14 protein-coding genes are annotated in these 14,557 nt (G+C 47.9%); all 14 read left to right on the forward strand.

What is annotated here, in order from left to right; all coding sequences use genetic code 11:
• The first annotated feature begins 5 nt into the window (after window positions 1-5).
• Window positions 6-863, forward strand: a complete 858-nt coding sequence (locus tag ACIFSR_RS12160) for a sensor histidine kinase (RefSeq protein WP_339207660.1) — start codon at window positions 6-8, stop codon at window positions 861-863.
• On the forward strand, window positions 860-1,564 hold the full coding sequence (locus ACIFSR_RS12165) for a response regulator transcription factor (RefSeq protein WP_339207661.1): 705 nt from the start codon (window positions 860-862) through the stop codon (window positions 1,562-1,564). Before ACIFSR_RS12160 ends, ACIFSR_RS12165 begins: the two co-directional genes overlap by 4 nt.
• Window positions 1,565-1,696: 132 nt before the next feature.
• A complete protein-coding gene (locus tag ACIFSR_RS12170; RefSeq protein ID WP_339207663.1) occupies window positions 1,697-2,176 on the forward strand; it encodes an ATP-binding protein in 480 nt (159 codons plus the stop codon).
• Window positions 2,173-2,517: an STAS domain-containing protein gene (locus ACIFSR_RS12175; protein ID WP_076267919.1), complete on the forward strand. Its 345-nt coding sequence runs from the start codon at window positions 2,173-2,175 to the stop codon at window positions 2,515-2,517. Before ACIFSR_RS12170 ends, ACIFSR_RS12175 begins: the two co-directional genes overlap by 4 nt.
• A gap of 37 nt (window positions 2,518-2,554) precedes the next feature.
• Window positions 2,555-3,775 (forward strand): PP2C family protein-serine/threonine phosphatase, encoded by a 1,221-nt coding sequence (locus ACIFSR_RS12180; protein ID WP_430057586.1) that lies wholly within the window; start codon window positions 2,555-2,557, stop codon window positions 3,773-3,775.
• A gap of 31 nt (window positions 3,776-3,806) precedes the next feature.
• Window positions 3,807-6,023 carry an AAA family ATPase gene (locus tag ACIFSR_RS12185; RefSeq protein ID WP_430057588.1) on the forward strand — a complete coding sequence of 739 codons (2,217 nt, stop codon included), beginning with the start codon at window positions 3,807-3,809 and terminating at the stop codon, window positions 6,021-6,023.
• A gap of 167 nt (window positions 6,024-6,190) precedes the next feature.
• A complete protein-coding gene (locus ACIFSR_RS12190; protein ID WP_339207668.1) occupies window positions 6,191-6,769 on the forward strand; it encodes a DUF4255 domain-containing protein in 579 nt (192 codons plus the stop codon).
• A complete protein-coding gene (locus tag ACIFSR_RS12195; RefSeq protein WP_430057589.1) occupies window positions 6,762-7,562 on the forward strand; it encodes a hypothetical protein in 801 nt (266 codons plus the stop codon). Before ACIFSR_RS12190 ends, ACIFSR_RS12195 begins: the two co-directional genes overlap by 8 nt.
• A 102-nt stretch (window positions 7,563-7,664) precedes the next feature.
• Window positions 7,665-9,377, forward strand: a complete 1,713-nt coding sequence (locus ACIFSR_RS12200) for a phage tail sheath family protein (RefSeq protein ID WP_430057590.1) — start codon at window positions 7,665-7,667, stop codon at window positions 9,375-9,377.
• Window positions 9,378-9,415: 38 nt separating this feature from the next.
• Entirely contained in the window at window positions 9,416-9,850 is a 435-nt protein-coding gene (locus tag ACIFSR_RS12205) for a phage tail protein (protein WP_076267913.1), read from the forward strand.
• Between the two features lie 126 nt (window positions 9,851-9,976).
• A complete protein-coding gene (locus ACIFSR_RS12210) occupies window positions 9,977-10,357 on the forward strand; it encodes a hypothetical protein (RefSeq protein ID WP_028611985.1) in 381 nt (126 codons plus the stop codon).
• Between the two features lie 17 nt (window positions 10,358-10,374).
• Window positions 10,375-10,554 carry a DUF6760 family protein gene (locus ACIFSR_RS12215; protein WP_076267912.1) on the forward strand — a complete coding sequence of 60 codons (180 nt, stop codon included), beginning with the start codon at window positions 10,375-10,377 and terminating at the stop codon, window positions 10,552-10,554.
• Window positions 10,555-10,563: 9 nt separating this feature from the next.
• A complete protein-coding gene (locus ACIFSR_RS12220) occupies window positions 10,564-11,025 on the forward strand; it encodes a phage tail protein (RefSeq protein WP_256710880.1) in 462 nt (153 codons plus the stop codon).
• Window positions 11,026-11,096: 71 nt separating this feature from the next.
• The gene (locus ACIFSR_RS12225; protein ID WP_430057592.1) at window positions 11,097-14,549 is read left to right on the forward strand and encodes a hypothetical protein; all 3,453 of its coding nucleotides are present in this window, start codon (window positions 11,097-11,099) and stop codon (window positions 14,547-14,549) included.
• Window positions 14,550-14,557 lie beyond the last annotated feature (8 nt).

The following is a 14,557-nucleotide window of genomic DNA, read 5'->3' on the forward strand; positions in this document are numbered from 1 at the left end:
AGCAGATGTCATATAAATGGCTGAAATGGCTAATTTTATGGATTCCGACGGTCGCTATCGGGCTATGGGAATATTTGCGCCACGCATTGCTGCTCCCGTTCATTTCGATGGATCTCGGCAATTTGCTCGCGCCTGTTTTTGTTTTTATTATTTCACTGACGCTGCTCCGTGCGTTATTCGCTAAGCTGGAGCAAACGCAAGAGACGCTGCAGCGCGAGCGTATTGTCAAGGCGGCTCTTGAGGAACGTGAGCAGCTCGCTCGCGAGCTTCATGATGGCATATCACAATCGTTGTTTATGCTATCGGTTAAGCTGGACAAGCTGGAGCGGGCGAAGTCCGCTTCTGATGCACAGCAAACGACGGATCAGATTAGAAAAACCGTGAGGCATGTATATGATGATGTCAGGCAATCTATTGCCAATTTACACGATGCGCCTTTACCAGCCGATATGTCATGGATGCAAAGCATCCACCATTTAACTGTTGAAATGGAACAGACTTCCGGCATTCAAACAACAGTGGAATGGCATGTACAGGACGGCTTGTTGTCCTATAAGCAGAAGGTCGAATTACTGGCCATTATGCGTGAGGCTCTTATGAACGTACAGAAGCATGCGAAAGCAAAACAAATTATTATTCAAGGCGAAGGAGTCGGAAGCTCCGATAAGACGCCAAATACTTTCCGCTGCTCCATTCTCGATGATGGTATCGGGGCTGAGAAGGAGAAGCTTCACGGCAAAGGCAAGTATGGGGTCAAAATGATGCAGGAGCGAGCAGCTGCGATGGGCTGGACGATGACGGTACAGCAGACGAAACCACAGGGTACAAAAGTCGAAATCATCGGAAGGAGTGATGCCAAATGACGGATAAAACGGCTAAGGTACGCGTTTTTTTAGTAGATGACCATCCCCACGGCCGGGAAGGCATACGCGATATCGTATTAAGCGATGACTCATTTGAAGTAATAGGGGAAGCGGCAAGCGGCGAGGAGGCAATCGCTGCAATCGAAGAATTACAGCCCGATTTGGTGCTTATGGACATTAATATGCCTGGCATTGGCGGACTCGAAGCGACGCAGCGGCTCAAGCTGCTAATGCCCTCATTAAAAATTGTCATGGTAACGGTCTCCGATGACATTACTAATTTATTCGAAGCGATAAAGCGAGGAGCGCAAGGTTATTTGCTCAAAAATCTTGCCCCGTCCTCATGGATGGAATATTTGCGAGCGATATCTTTAGATGAAGCACCGATGTCGAAGGAGCTTGCCTTTCGCATGCTGCAGGAATTTTCGAAAATGAAGCCGCAGGAGACCAAGCATCTTGTGAATAAACCTCAAACGCTGGATAAAAATGCGTCTATTATTACGACTCCGCTGACCGATCGGGAGAAAGAAGTGCTTGAGCGGGTGGCTACAGGCGCTTCCAATCGTGAGATTGCAGGAGAGCTGTGCTTATCGGAGCATACGGTAAAAAACCATCTAAAAAATATTTTGCAAAAGCTTCATCTCGCTAATCGCGTACAGTTGACGATTTACGCCTTTGAACAGGGGCTTGTTGAACGTTAAAACTTTTGCTGAAATGCACTTCAAACTATTCGACAAAAATAGCAGGATTCCAACAGAATTCGTAGAACTACTAGATTCATATCTTGCTTAGTTTCTGCTCGGATAGGACAGATTCAATTTGGGGGGTAGTAAATGTCGAACGATTGGCAATTTCCCATCGATCGTGAAATTAAGCTGTACAATCGGCTGGATGAGCTTCAGCGTCTGAATGAAGGGCTTGAACAAATCGGTGCCGAGGCGGGCTGGTCTGAACGCGCAGTTCTCGACTTGTCTCTAGCATGCGAGGAGCTTGTCATCAACATTGTAAACTACGGCTTCCCATCTGGGGGAGAGCATCATATTGACGTCATTATTCAAGCTTCTCCAACCAGCGTTGAAGTGAAAATAGAAGACGGGGGCGTTCCCTTTAATCCGCTGCAGGAGGCTGATCCTAGAGCATTATTAGAGCTCGAGCTGGAGGATCGTCCGATTGGCGGCTTGGGTATTTTTTTTGTGAAAAGGTTAATGGATGACATTCATTATGAATATGCGGGCGGTTTGAATCGCTTCCGCATGCGCAAGCAATTCGTACTTAATAGCAATGGCGATAAGCGGGAGGAAGCAGACATATGAACATTCAAGCAACGGAGTTAAATGGCATTACGATTATTCCACTAGAGGGAAGATTGGATGGGAATAATGCGACGATAGCGGAGCAAGCTTTCTTGAAGCTATTTGCAGAAGGCAAGCAGCAATTTATTTTTGATTTTACGAATCTGCAATACATAAGCAGTGCGGGACTGCGCGTTATACTGGTGGCGGCTAAGAAGCTTAGAGCCTCTAAAGGACAGATGGTTTGCGCATGTCTCGGCGAGCAAGTCTATGATGTATTTGAAATGTCGGGTTTTACAACCATATTGGATATGGCGAAGACACGGGAAGAAGCGCTAGTCAAACTGGGAGCAGGGGCTTAATGATGGTTCAGCTGAAGCTAGAGAGGCGGTAACGGTCTTGTCAGTACTCTATTTAATATTCGGAGCTGCGGGCCTTGGCGCTGCGGCATATTTATTCGTTTGCAATCGTCGTCTTACCGCAAAGCTGAGGCGTATGGAAATGCTGTTTGATTTAAGCACGCAGGTTCATTCCTCGCTGCATCAGCCGGAGCTAATAAATTCGGTAAATGCAGCAGCGAAGCAGCTTATATTCGCAGAAGAGGCAGCGGTTGGTCTGGTCGATGACTGGGATTCGCAAGATAATGAGCTTACAAAAACCATGGATCATAGCGTCGGCGATAAGGTAAGCGTGCCGATGATGGCGAGAGGCCGCAAGGTGGGTGTTCTGGAAGCAACCGCTAAGATCGGCGGAGCTCGATTTAGTAGGGCAGATCATGAGACGCTTACTCAGTTCGCAAGGCCTCTGGCATTGGCACTGGATAATGCTAGACTCTATGAAGCGCTTGAGGAGTCGGTGGGGGAGCTGCAAATGGCAACAGCACTCAAGGATCGCCTTGAGAATGAACTGCAAATTGCCGGCAGCATTCAGCTCAGCTTTCTTCCTACGACAATGCCTTCCTCAAATGAACCTTTTGACGTTTGTGCACTGTTGAAGTCAGCGAAAGAGGTAGGAGGCGACTTCTACAACTTTTTCAAAATAGACAAGGAGCATCTGTTTTTCACACTAGGTGACGTGTCGGATAAAGGAATACCAGCTGCGCTGTTCATGGCGATGACGCTTTCGTTAATTAAAGGGAAAATGAATGCGAAGCTCTCGCCAGGCGAGCTGCTGGAAATGGTCAACGATGAGCTTTGTACGGACAATGCGCAGCTATTCGCAACGATCATATGCGGCGTGCTGAACATTGCGACTGGCGAGGTTGTGCTTAGCGATGGCGGACATTGTACTCCTTACATTGTCAAAGCGGATGGTTCCGTTCTGCCGATTAAGCTCCCCAAAGGCATCCCGCTTGGTTCTTTCCCTGAATTCACTTATCGGAATCAGACCATCGAGCTTGAGCATGGCGATCGTTTTGTCCTCTACACCGATGGTATTACCGAGGCTGAGAACGAACTGCAAGAGCAGTATTCCACTAGTCGTTTACAAAATTTCTTATCTCAAACGTCCGGTTATTCTAGCGCTGAAATCATCGATGCGCTGCTGATGGACGTGTTCATGTTCGCGGACGGAGCTCCACAATCCGACGATATTGCGGTACTTTGCCTCATGCGCCGATAAGCGTAATGCATTCATATAAGGGTGAACCATCATGCGATTTTATGAAACAGGATTCGATTATTTACGTGACGAGCTCGCTTTGCTGGAACAAGGGCTGCGAGTTCTTCTTGCAGATTTTGAGAGCAAGGAAATCGATGGTCAAACGCCAATGTCAATGCGCGGCCTCGTCGTTAATGCTATCGATATAGAACGATCGTTTCTAGGAAACGAGTCTTTACAGGAAGTAGATGCACTAGCTTCGTTTAGACAATTTCGATTAGAAGCGGAACGACAGTTTTCACAGCACATCCATGACAGCGTAAGCGAGGGAGCAAGGCTCCCGTTCGCTTATTTGTCATGGACTCTTCGTCTTTCGACATGGGAAAAACGCTGCGTTATGTTATGCCTTGCAGCTGAGCTTGATTCACGTTATGAAAGCTGGTTTGGCTATTTGAATGACGACGTTACGCTGCGGGTGCCTACTGCGGAGCTTGCGCTGCGATTGTTAGGAGATTCGAAAGAAGAGTTTTATCATGCTCGTTCGCTGCTCGCAGGTTATTCGACCCTTGGCAGATTTGTGCTGAGATCAGGCAGAGCGGCAGTACCTACTGAGAGAAGCATGCTGAAGCAGCCGCTGCGCATGGACGCCCGTATTATCTCGTTTCTGCTGGATACTGAAAAGCTGGATTCCAGAATTGAAGACGTTTGTACCTTATACGATGGGGCGAGGTCAGCTCCAGAGCTGGCGTTTAATTTCGAGCTTCAAGACATGCTGCTGCAAATTGTGCAAAGGGAACGATCCTTCAAGGGAGACAAAGCATTCACTCAAGATGATGAGAATGAGCAGTATGAAATACCGTTTATTCAGTTAAGCGGACCTTCGGGCGCCGGCAAAAAGCTGCATGCCAGACATCTGGCTCAGTCTTTGGAGCAGCCGCTGCTGCTTGTCAAGCTAGACAAGCTTGCTAAGGATGAAGATGCGATGACGGAGCAGTTGAACAATATTGTACGTGAATCGCTCTTATCTGTAGCTGTTTTATGCTTCGATGAGGGGGAGGGTGAAAGAAGCGCAGCTGAGGGCTGGCCTCATCAGCAGGAAAGGGTTCGCAAGGCGCTTGCTAACTATATAGAATTAGCAAGGCTCCCTGTCGTGTTATGGCTGACGCGTGTAGAAAGGCGTGCCTCACAGCTGCCGCTTCCAGCGTTTTCTGCATTAACGAGCCACACTGTGCATGTTCCTAACGCAGAAGTGCGATTGCAGCTCTGGCAGCGCTGCAGCGATGAAAGAGCGGATCGTAGTCTGCTCAGACATTTAGCCGATAAGTATGCTTTTACAGCTGGGCAGATCGAGGGAATGAGCAAACAAGCAGATCGCCTAGCTTACCATCACAAGCACGAGTTCCCTACACTTGATGATTATGCCCATGCCTCGCGAACACAGGTTCAGCATCGTTTGTCCGAGCTTGCGGAAAAGCAACGGCTAGTTCGGCGATGGGATGATCTGATATTGCCAGAGGAGCCGCTGGAGCTTCTTAAGGATGCGTGCAGCAGGCATAAGCATAGCGAAACGGTGTTTAATCGATGGGGCTTTGGTCATAAGCTTCCTTATGGTCGAGGCTTAAGCATGTTGTTTGCTGGGCCTCCTGGCACGGGCAAAACGATGGCAGCTGAAGTCGTTGCGGGAGAGATGGGTCTAGAGCTTTACCGTATTGATCTGTCGCGCGTTGTGAGCAAATATATCGGAGAAACGGAAAAAAACTTGAGAGAGCTGTTTGCTGAAGCGGAAAGCAGCGGGGCTGTCCTGTTTTTTGACGAAGGAGACTCCTTGTTCGGCAAACGAACGGAAGTAAAAGATTCAAATGATAGATTCGCGAATATGGAGGCATCCTATCTTCTGCAGCGCATTGAAAGTTTCGAGGGTATATCGATTCTAGCAACCAATTTACTGCAAAATATGGACGAAGCCTTTTTGCGAAGAATGCAGGTAATAGTTAACTTTCCATTCCCGGATGCAGCCCATCGGGAGCAAATTTTCCGCTCGCTGCTGCCTAAGGATGCGCCGCTTGATCCTGATCTTGATCTGTCATTTCTAGCAGCGCGCATAGATGCATCAGGCGGTCATATTAAAAATATTGTCCTGTCTGCCGCGTTTATGGCTGCCTCGGAGCAAGCTCCAATCGGCATGAGGCATATGGTCCGTGCGACACGTCAAGAGCTCCACAAGATGGGGAAAATTGTCGTGAAAGAATCGTTCGAACCATATAACTAGCAAGTTTTTCTCAATAATTTGTTGTAAAATGTAGTAATTTTACTGAATTTGGTTCGCGAAGTCAGGAAAATTGACATAAATTGAGTAATTTTGCGTAGTCAATTGGTAGTAGAGAAGCTATAATAGAAATCGAATACCATTTTGATTTTTTTGGGAGTGATAGGCTGATGGGTGGATATACGGTTATTGCGGATTTGGAAGCCAGCATGCTGCGCTTGCTACGTGATCATCTTACGCCTGACCCAGTGCCGCGTCCCGAGTTGATCGGAATGGCTTCGCCCCGGGATGCAGGCGATCTAGCTCTTTCCTTGTTTTTGTTCAACGTTAAGGAAAATGGCGAATCTCGCCGGACGGGCATGGTGGATCGTGGAGGAGTGCTTCAGTACCCGCCGCAAGCGCTTGATTTTTATTTTTTAATGACAGCGCATTCGAGTGCGAATCGATTAACGCGTGCATTGGACGAGCATCGGATATTAGGTCGTGCTATGCAGGTCTTTTATGATAACGCCGTGCTCAGCGGTACATATCTTGAAGGCACGCTTGCTGAAGGAAACGGTGCGATAAGGATGAGTCTAGTCAGCATGGAAGGCGAAGATTTACTAAAGCTTTGGCAGTTTGGTGATACGCCGTACAAGCTTTCTGTCGTCTATCGCGTAGGCCCAGTCATGCTCGATTCGAATCGTGTGAAGCCGGTTTCGCGAGTTGTCGAGCGTCATATTGTGCTTGAGGAAAAGGACGGTGGCTAATATGTCACACCATCGTTCAACGAGGGTAACTCGCTGCTCGCTTGTTGTATCGCCAGTTGACGTATGGACAAGAAGGCTGCTTGCACCTTCCGCGTTATCCGTTTCACTTGAGGGCATTCATAAGAAACCCATTCGGAAGCCTGACGGGACCTTTCTGTTTCTTGACCTTCCCTCTGGCAGCTATGTGCTCTCCGTTACCTCATCTGTATTTATACCCTACAGGAAACAGATTGAAACCGCTTCTATTTCAAAATTATACCCAATGATTACAGTACCACTTTTGCCTAGTCCCAAATATGCTTATCCTGCAGATTCGACAGCTGTCACCTTTGAGTTATGTAATGCTGCTAGAAGACCTTGTGCTGATGCTGAGGTTTGGGCTTACATATGCGAGGATGCCACAGCACGAGGTAGAATTATGCAAGATTCGCTGCTTGCTGGTGCAGATACAGCAGCAGTGGGGCAGTTGCAGGGACAGACGGTTGCAGGCGAGAGCTTGCTGCTTCGCGGTCAAGGCAATGAGGAGCTTGTGCGTGTAGCTGAGATTTTGCCCGGCAATGGACTGCGATTCGAGCAGCCATTGAAGGAAAACTATCGAAGAGGCGCGCTATTATTGCCTGCTGTTCAAACGAGCAGTGCAAACAATGGTATTGTTATCCTTCCATTCCGCGGCATACTGACGAAGAGCTTTCCTATTAAAGTGTTTGCAATCAATGAACATGGCAGCGCTGCGACCGAGTTGACGGCGCAAGCGGGTGAAGTAGTATCAGCGCAGACTTTAGTCCTTCAGTAGGATTAGCTATTCTGACGCATTCCAATTGGTCTTGGGGTTGACGCGGGAGAAATATGCCTGCCATTACCTAATACATAAATAGATTCAGAGAGGAGATCACACATGGCTGAGTATTTATCGCCAGGCGTCTATGTGGAGGAATTTGAGAGCGGCGCCAAACCACTGGAAGGTGTTAGTACGAGCACAGCGGGCTTTATTGGGCTTGCTGCTCGCGGACCAGTCGAGGGTTTACCGCAGCTTATTACAAGTCCAGCTGATTTTGGACGTGTATATGGTTCCTATTTATCTGAAAATGCTTTTGGCTCATACCGTTTTCTTGCGCATGCGGTTAATCAGTTTTTCACAAACGGAGGCTCCCGCTGCTTCATTTCCCGGGTAGCGCCGTCAGATGCCAAAACAGCCTCTAACGAAGCTCAGAAGGATGCGGTTCTCTCCATTACCGCCAAAAATCCAGGCGCTTGGGGCAATCAAATTCGTGCTGTTGTTGTGCCTGCAAGCAAAGCAAAAACACCGATCTTTGAAGCAAGCGAAGGCAATCGTTACCGCGTGAAAAACGCTGCTGGCTTTTATGCTGGAGATGTGGTCGTTTTTACAAATGGTACAGAGAAGCAATACAACCGCATCATTTCTGTTCATGATCAAGTGATTGAGCTTGCAGAAGCACTTAGCGGCGATGTAGTGGATACGGCTCTAGTTCCAACTAAAGTACTGAGTTCCTCGGAGTTTACGATTAACGTGCTTTACGGAACGGAGTCGGAAACCTACGAGAAAGCATCACTAAATCCAGAGGCTCCAAACTATGTGGAGAAGCTGGTATCCCGCTCGAATATCGTAAGCGTACAAGTACTAAAGGCATCGGAAGAGAGCATTGCTCCGCTAGAGCAAATTGCTGGTTCTGAGCTTGCCGTATTTGAAATTCTGCTTGCGGGCGGCAGTGATGGTTCTGCTGCAAGCTTGTCGGCTGCTGATTTTATCGGCGAAGACTTTGGTCCAGGCAGAAGAACAGGCATCCAGTCGTTTATCGACAACGATGTTGTCAGCATCATGGCGATTCCAGGTGTAACCGATCCTAACGTACAGCTGTCGCTGGTTGCTCATTGTGAAAGCTTGGGAAGCCGCTTTGCGATTCTTGATCTTCCTCGCGAAGTAACGAAGGTACAGGATGTGCTTGCTCATCGTGATTTGTTCGATTCAAGCTATTGCGCACTGTATAATCCATGGCTGCAAGTGTTTGACCCGCTTGACAAACGCAATATTTTCATCCCGCCATCTGGTACAATCGCTGGGGTATATGCTCGTTCTGACACGACACGCGGCGTACAAAAGGCGCCTGCCAACGAAACGCTTCGCGGTGTAGTAGGCCTAGACGTTCAATATAACAATGGCGAGCAGGATATTCTTAACCCAGCAGGCGTCAACTTGATTCGTGCTTTTACAGGTCAAGGCATTCGCGTATGGGGCGCTCGTACATGTTCATCCAATACACTTTGGAAATATATCAACGTACGCCGCTTATTCATTTTCATCGAAGGTTCGATCATGAATGGATCAAGTTGGGTTGTATTTGAACCCAATACCGAGCAGCTATGGGCCCGGGTTCAGCGCACGATTGACGCTTTCTTAACTCGTGTATGGCGTGACGGAGCATTGTCTGGTACAAGCCCGTCTGAAGCATTTTATATTGAAATTGGACGTTCAACGATGACACAGGATGACATCGACAATGGACGATTGATTTGTGTAATCGGCGTAGCGCCGGTGAAACCAGCTGAATTCGTCGTATTCCGCATCACGCAAAAAACAGGTTCGGAATAGTCATTAGCTTCCATATCGAATAACGGAAGGGGATCCACATGCCAGGAGATCGTATTGATCCATATCGCAATTTTAGATTTCGTGTAGAAGTAGAAGGACTTGAGCAAGCAGGATTTAGCGAGGTTTCCGGTTTTGAGGCAACCTTTGATGTGGTCGAATACCGCGAGGGCAACGAGGTTATTACACCTCGCAAGCTTCCAGGCTTAATCAAGTACGGCAACATTTCACTGAAATGGGGCACGACTGAATCGATGGAGCTGTATGATTGGCTTCAAGAATGCGCCGAAGGAACGATTGAGCGCAAAACGATTACGATCATCGCGCTTGACGAAGAAGGCGAAGACGTGGCTACTTGGCAGGTTATCGAAGCTTGGCCTGTTAAATATACTGCGCCTACCTTCAATGGTACCGGCAATGATATTGCGCTAGAGCTGATTGAATTCGCTCATGAGGGCTTAACGCGCACCGCATAGAAATGAGTAATTAAAGCTGGTTTATGGCGAACAAGGGAGGTCAGCAGGCGAGAAATCGTTTGCTCCTCTCTTGTTTTCCGCTTTTCTAGAAATTGATTCTATTTTACATATTGGAGTGATGACCGGATGGCGTTTCAAACGGAATATGAATTTGAATTGCCTCGCGGCTACGTGGATGATCAAGGTAATCTCCACCGGCGGGGTGTTATGCGGCTTGCTACAGCAGCTGATGAAATTTTACCGATGAAGGACCCGCGCGTACAATCCAACCCTAGTTATTTGACCGTTATTTTGATGGCTAGAGTGGTAACGAAGCTTGGGGACGTTAGGCATATTGATACGAAGCTGATTGAGAAGCTGTTTACGGCAGATCTTGCTTATTTGCAAAATCTATATCGTCAGATTAATGACTTAGAGGCGCCTAAGGTGCTTACCGCTTGTCCCAAATGTGACCACGAGTTCGAGGTGGCTGTCGATTTTTTGTCCTTAACGGAAGCTCTCTCTTAGGTTATCCGGTTGACCGGCTGTACGAGGAGGTAGGCTTCGTCGCGTATTATTTTCATTGGTCGCATGACGAAATTATGAGCATGGAGCATGCAGAACGCAGGCGCTGGTGCGATGAAATTTCCAAAATTAATCGCAAGATGAACGATGAATCAGATAGCGGTAAGAAAAACATTTTCGACGTTTTTGGAAAGAGGTGACGCGGCGCTATGGCAGTCATGAAGGGGCAAGAGAAAGGTCGCTTTCACGATGTAGCTACAACATTCAAGTTTTGGGTGGAGCTCGATGACATTTTTGTTGCTGGGTTCTCTGAGGTTTCGGGACTTGAGGCAGAAACAGAAATTGAGGAATACCGTGAAGGCGGAGTGAATGGTTATGTTCATAAGCTGCCGATGGGCGTTCGGTTCCCAAATCTCGTGCTGCGCAAGGGCATGACCAAATCGCCTGCTCTTTGGAGCTGGTACGAAAGCACAATAGATGGAACGATTGACCGCAAAACGGGTGCGATTGTACTGCAATCTGCTGATGGAACAGAATTTGGACGCTGGAGCTTCTTTGATGCTTATCCGGTGAGGTGGACCGGGCCGCATCTGAATGCGAGCACGAGTGACATTGCGGTTGAAACGATAGAAATTATTCATAGCGGTTTATATGGCGATTTTCAGAAGTAGGGTTGTGCATGAAGTTAAACGTTAATGAATCATAAATTGCAAGTTGAACGGGAATAGGAGGATGCACCGGTATGAAACGAATTTTGGACCGTATGGGCAAAGCTGCGACAAAGCAATCAACGTCGGTTCAGCCGTTTGCCGGAGGCATCTTAAATAAATATAAGACAGGCACAGGACGCAAAATATTTGAGCGGGTTGCTATGTCGCATGTGATCAAAAATGAACCGACCATTACTCAGCAAACGCTGCATGTGCAAGTCGTAGCACCTAAAGCAGCAGCACCAAATAACGGCAACAATAAAAAAACGCCGCCTAGTCCAGAGCGCAAGCCTGAGCGCATCATGATGCGCGAGCGAGTAACGGTAGAGCGTGAAACGATCGTATTCAGAGATGTGACACATATTGTCAAAGAACTAAGAACAATAAGAGAAATGGCAATAGCACAGCCAGTTCAAGGGAAAGAAACGAATGATGGAGCACTCCACAAAACAGGCATTACGAAGCAGTTAGATGAGATTGTTAACAGCAGTATAATTACGAACAGAGTCAAGCATGACCATTCCAAACGAATAATACCGCATGTCTTGCAGCTGCCTACCCAACCATTGAAGGCAGAGCAGCAGGCGGATTACTATAAATGGCTGCAAGCCAAGCTTCAACCCGGTATTGTCATTCAATCGCTTCGCAAGCTGGATAACCTTAATAAGCCGCTGGCGAAGGATCGAGCTCAGCTTAAGTCTAACCTCAAGCAGGCTAACGATTCTGGCGCATCATTGAGCAAGGCGCCTTTGCAGCTTACGAATGCACGCAGAGCTGTCGTTTCACAGGAGCAGCGGGAGGCTGGTAAGCAGAGCGCCGCTGCGAGAAAGGTTCAAAGTGAGGCTGATAAGAGAGCCGAAGCGGTGAAGCTGGAGCAGCGGGAGGCGGAGAAGAGAAGCGCCGCTGCGGGCAAGGTTCTAAGCGAGGCAGGGAAAAGAGCCGAAGCGGTGAAGTTGGAGCAGCGGGAAGCGGAGAAGAGAAGCGCCGCTGCGGGTAAGGTTCTAAGCGAGGCAGGGAAGAGAGCCGAAGCGGTGAATCTGGAGCAGCGGGAGGCGGAGAAGAGAAGCGCCGCTGCGGGTAAGGTTCTAAGCGAGGCAGGGAAGAGAGCCGAAGCGGTGAAGCTGGAGCAGCTAGAGACAGCGACACACATGTTCCGTACGCTCTCGAGCAGACAGGACGATAATGCGTTACCGCAAGAAGATCGTGCAAAAGGAAAAAAACAGCTAGAGCTAAAGCATCGTAATCATCAAAAACATAGCACCGAGCAAACGGAGATGTCGCAAGAAGCAGCACCAAATGGCAAGGAAGCGGATGTACAATCAAATGTCTCCGCGAATAAAACGAATCAACCGAATCGTTTGGCAATACCAAATGCAGAATCAGAAACAGAAGCTGCAGCTATCCATTCTAGTATCAAGGTAACCGCTAGCAAGATAACAGATGTTAATCGAAATAGGCTTCAGCTTCTAGTATTGCAGCGGAAGCCGCAGCTGTTGAACGAATTAATTGATCGAAGCAGCCAATCAGCGATTGCTGCCAAACGTCTCATTCATCGAGCGAATCGTTCACAGTCGGATCAGCCACGAGAGGTCGATAATGATTCAACTGTAAATCTGAATAATAGCAGCATGATTAATCCAGTCGTGCCTTCCCATAAAAAAGAGATTAAAGCTAATCCAGCTGATATTTCATCGAATGTAAGCAGCCGGAAGCGAAATGAAACAAAAACTTACAATGCTGCTACTTCCATTCATGCGGCACAAGCAGGGATATCAGCTGATTTATCTCAAAGATTTATACCTTCAAAAACATTATCAAATGCTCTAGAAGAAGCAGCAAGAATAAGGAATCGGAATATGGCTGCGAGGCCTACCCAGATGGTTTTGCGACGTTTTGAACAGAGACAGCCTGCGCAGAGCGTAGAGTCAGTGCTAAGGCAGGATGCAAGCAAGGCATCCGAAGCTACCGCCCTGAAGAAGCCGTCAACTCAGCTTATCTATAAGCATAAAGCTGCAACGGATCATAATCCGAAAGGGATTATACGTGCTCAAAGCCGCCGTGCTATTTTACATAAACGAACAATCGTACCAGAATCGCAAACCTTAACGCATGATGTGAATTTCAATCAAGGCGCTTCTGCTAGTGTCAGTCGAACAGACGCGAGTGCGAGAGCCGAGAATTTGTCTAAAATGGGAGAATTGAAGCCAAGCGAAGAGGCTGGTTTAAATACGCGCTTGGCACCTGTTACCGTTCGCGGACAATTAATTGCGAGAGCTGCGAATAATAAGACGACGTTATTAAAAAACGGAGCATCACTGTCGCATAAGCGGCGAATGACAGCGGCAAATCATGAAGCGAGCATCAGCGCTATACTTCAGAATGCAATACAAGGGAAAAGAAAAGGGACAACAATGCCTAGTCCTTTTTCTTCTGCTAATGCTGGAGCAAAAGTAGATTCAGCTTCTCCTTTAGTTGGAAGAACGGTTCATCGTTTTGCTGCTGAATGGCTCCCATCTGAAGCGATTAAAACCTCAGCATATGCGGTTGAAAACAATAATATTAGGCAAGCATCGACTTCATTAGTGCGAAGGCTAGCGGAGCAGCAGACTTCTCCAAACACAAAGCCAAGCGCTAGCGCTGATGCGAAACAAAAGCCGGTCGAATCAAGACTAGTTCAGCGGCAAGTCCGTAAAAATAGCAGCACCTCGGTAAATAAAATAGAAAAAACATATGGCGCTGAATCATTAAATGATGTGGCGAATAAAGCAACACAAACGTTGGCTAACCGCTTTGAAATGTCAGCCGAAGCAACGGAATCAGCGAAAGCTTCCGCATCCATGCGCGCGTATCCAACACTAAGCGTGCACAAGCAGACAGAATCAGGAGACATGAAGCTGTCAGCTCCTGCTCTCCCTATTGGCGAGAGAAATAACCGCAGCGCACAAACCAATCCTGTGAATCGTCAAACGCTAATGTCATCTTTCTTGAATAGCGGATCCAGAGCAGGAGTGACTCCATTCCGAACGATTCAAAGACATTCTGGCTTCGCCAATCTTGCTGCAAAAGCATCCAAAGAAAACAAGCCGTTGCTTAGCGGACTAACATCGGTTGTAAAAGCCGGTATTGAGCATAGTTCCGTTCAATCTAGCGGCACAATTGGCGATCAAGTAAGGCTTAGTTATACAGCAGCTGCCCGTCATCGAAATACAGCTGGCCAAGCTGCACCTAGCGGAGCAGAGACGAACGCTGCTTCATTTGGGGAACGAGGCGAGATGCCCACACTTTCGCATCATAAACCAAGTGGGCCCGCTGCACAGGAGCCGCCGCGTCAGGTGAAGGTGGAAGCGCCTCGCGAGCTGGACCCTGTGCAGCTGCAGAAGATGATTATGAAAATGCCGCAGCTGCATCCAGAAGCTATTGCGGATCAAGTATATAAGGCGTTGGAGCGAAAGATGAAGCTGGAGCAGCGAAGAAGAGGCTTCTAGAATGAACA

Origin of the sequence: Paenibacillus sp. NRS-1760 (genome assembly GCF_050467785.1) — a bacterium.
GTDB lineage: Bacteria > Bacillota > Bacilli > Paenibacillales > Paenibacillaceae > Pristimantibacillus.

Bases quoted from the DNA above. Each gene is read 5' to 3' on its own strand.
- ACIFSR_RS12185 (WP_430057588.1), top strand. From the start codon at position 3,807: ATGCGATTTTATGAAACAGGATTCGATTATTTACGTGACGAGCTCGCT.
- ACIFSR_RS12175 (WP_076267919.1), top strand. From the start codon at position 2,173: ATGAACATTCAAGCAACGGAGTTAAATGGCATTACGATTATTCCACTA.
- ACIFSR_RS12210 (WP_028611985.1), top strand. From the start codon at position 9,977: ATGGCGTTTCAAACGGAATATGAATTTGAATTGCCTCGCGGCTACGTG.
- ACIFSR_RS12165 (WP_339207661.1), top strand. From the start codon at position 860: ATGACGGATAAAACGGCTAAGGTACGCGTTTTTTTAGTAGATGACCAT.
- ACIFSR_RS12220 (WP_256710880.1), top strand. From the start codon at position 10,564: ATGGCAGTCATGAAGGGGCAAGAGAAAGGTCGCTTTCACGATGTAGCT.
- ACIFSR_RS12170 (WP_339207663.1), top strand. From the start codon at position 1,697: ATGTCGAACGATTGGCAATTTCCCATCGATCGTGAAATTAAGCTGTAC.
- ACIFSR_RS12225 (WP_430057592.1), top strand. From the start codon at position 11,097: ATGAAACGAATTTTGGACCGTATGGGCAAAGCTGCGACAAAGCAATCA.
- ACIFSR_RS12200 (WP_430057590.1), top strand. From the start codon at position 7,665: ATGGCTGAGTATTTATCGCCAGGCGTCTATGTGGAGGAATTTGAGAGC.
- ACIFSR_RS12160 (WP_339207660.1), top strand. From the start codon at position 6: ATGTCATATAAATGGCTGAAATGGCTAATTTTATGGATTCCGACGGTC.
- ACIFSR_RS12205 (WP_076267913.1), top strand. From the start codon at position 9,416: ATGCCAGGAGATCGTATTGATCCATATCGCAATTTTAGATTTCGTGTA.
- ACIFSR_RS12190 (WP_339207668.1), top strand. From the start codon at position 6,191: ATGGGTGGATATACGGTTATTGCGGATTTGGAAGCCAGCATGCTGCGC.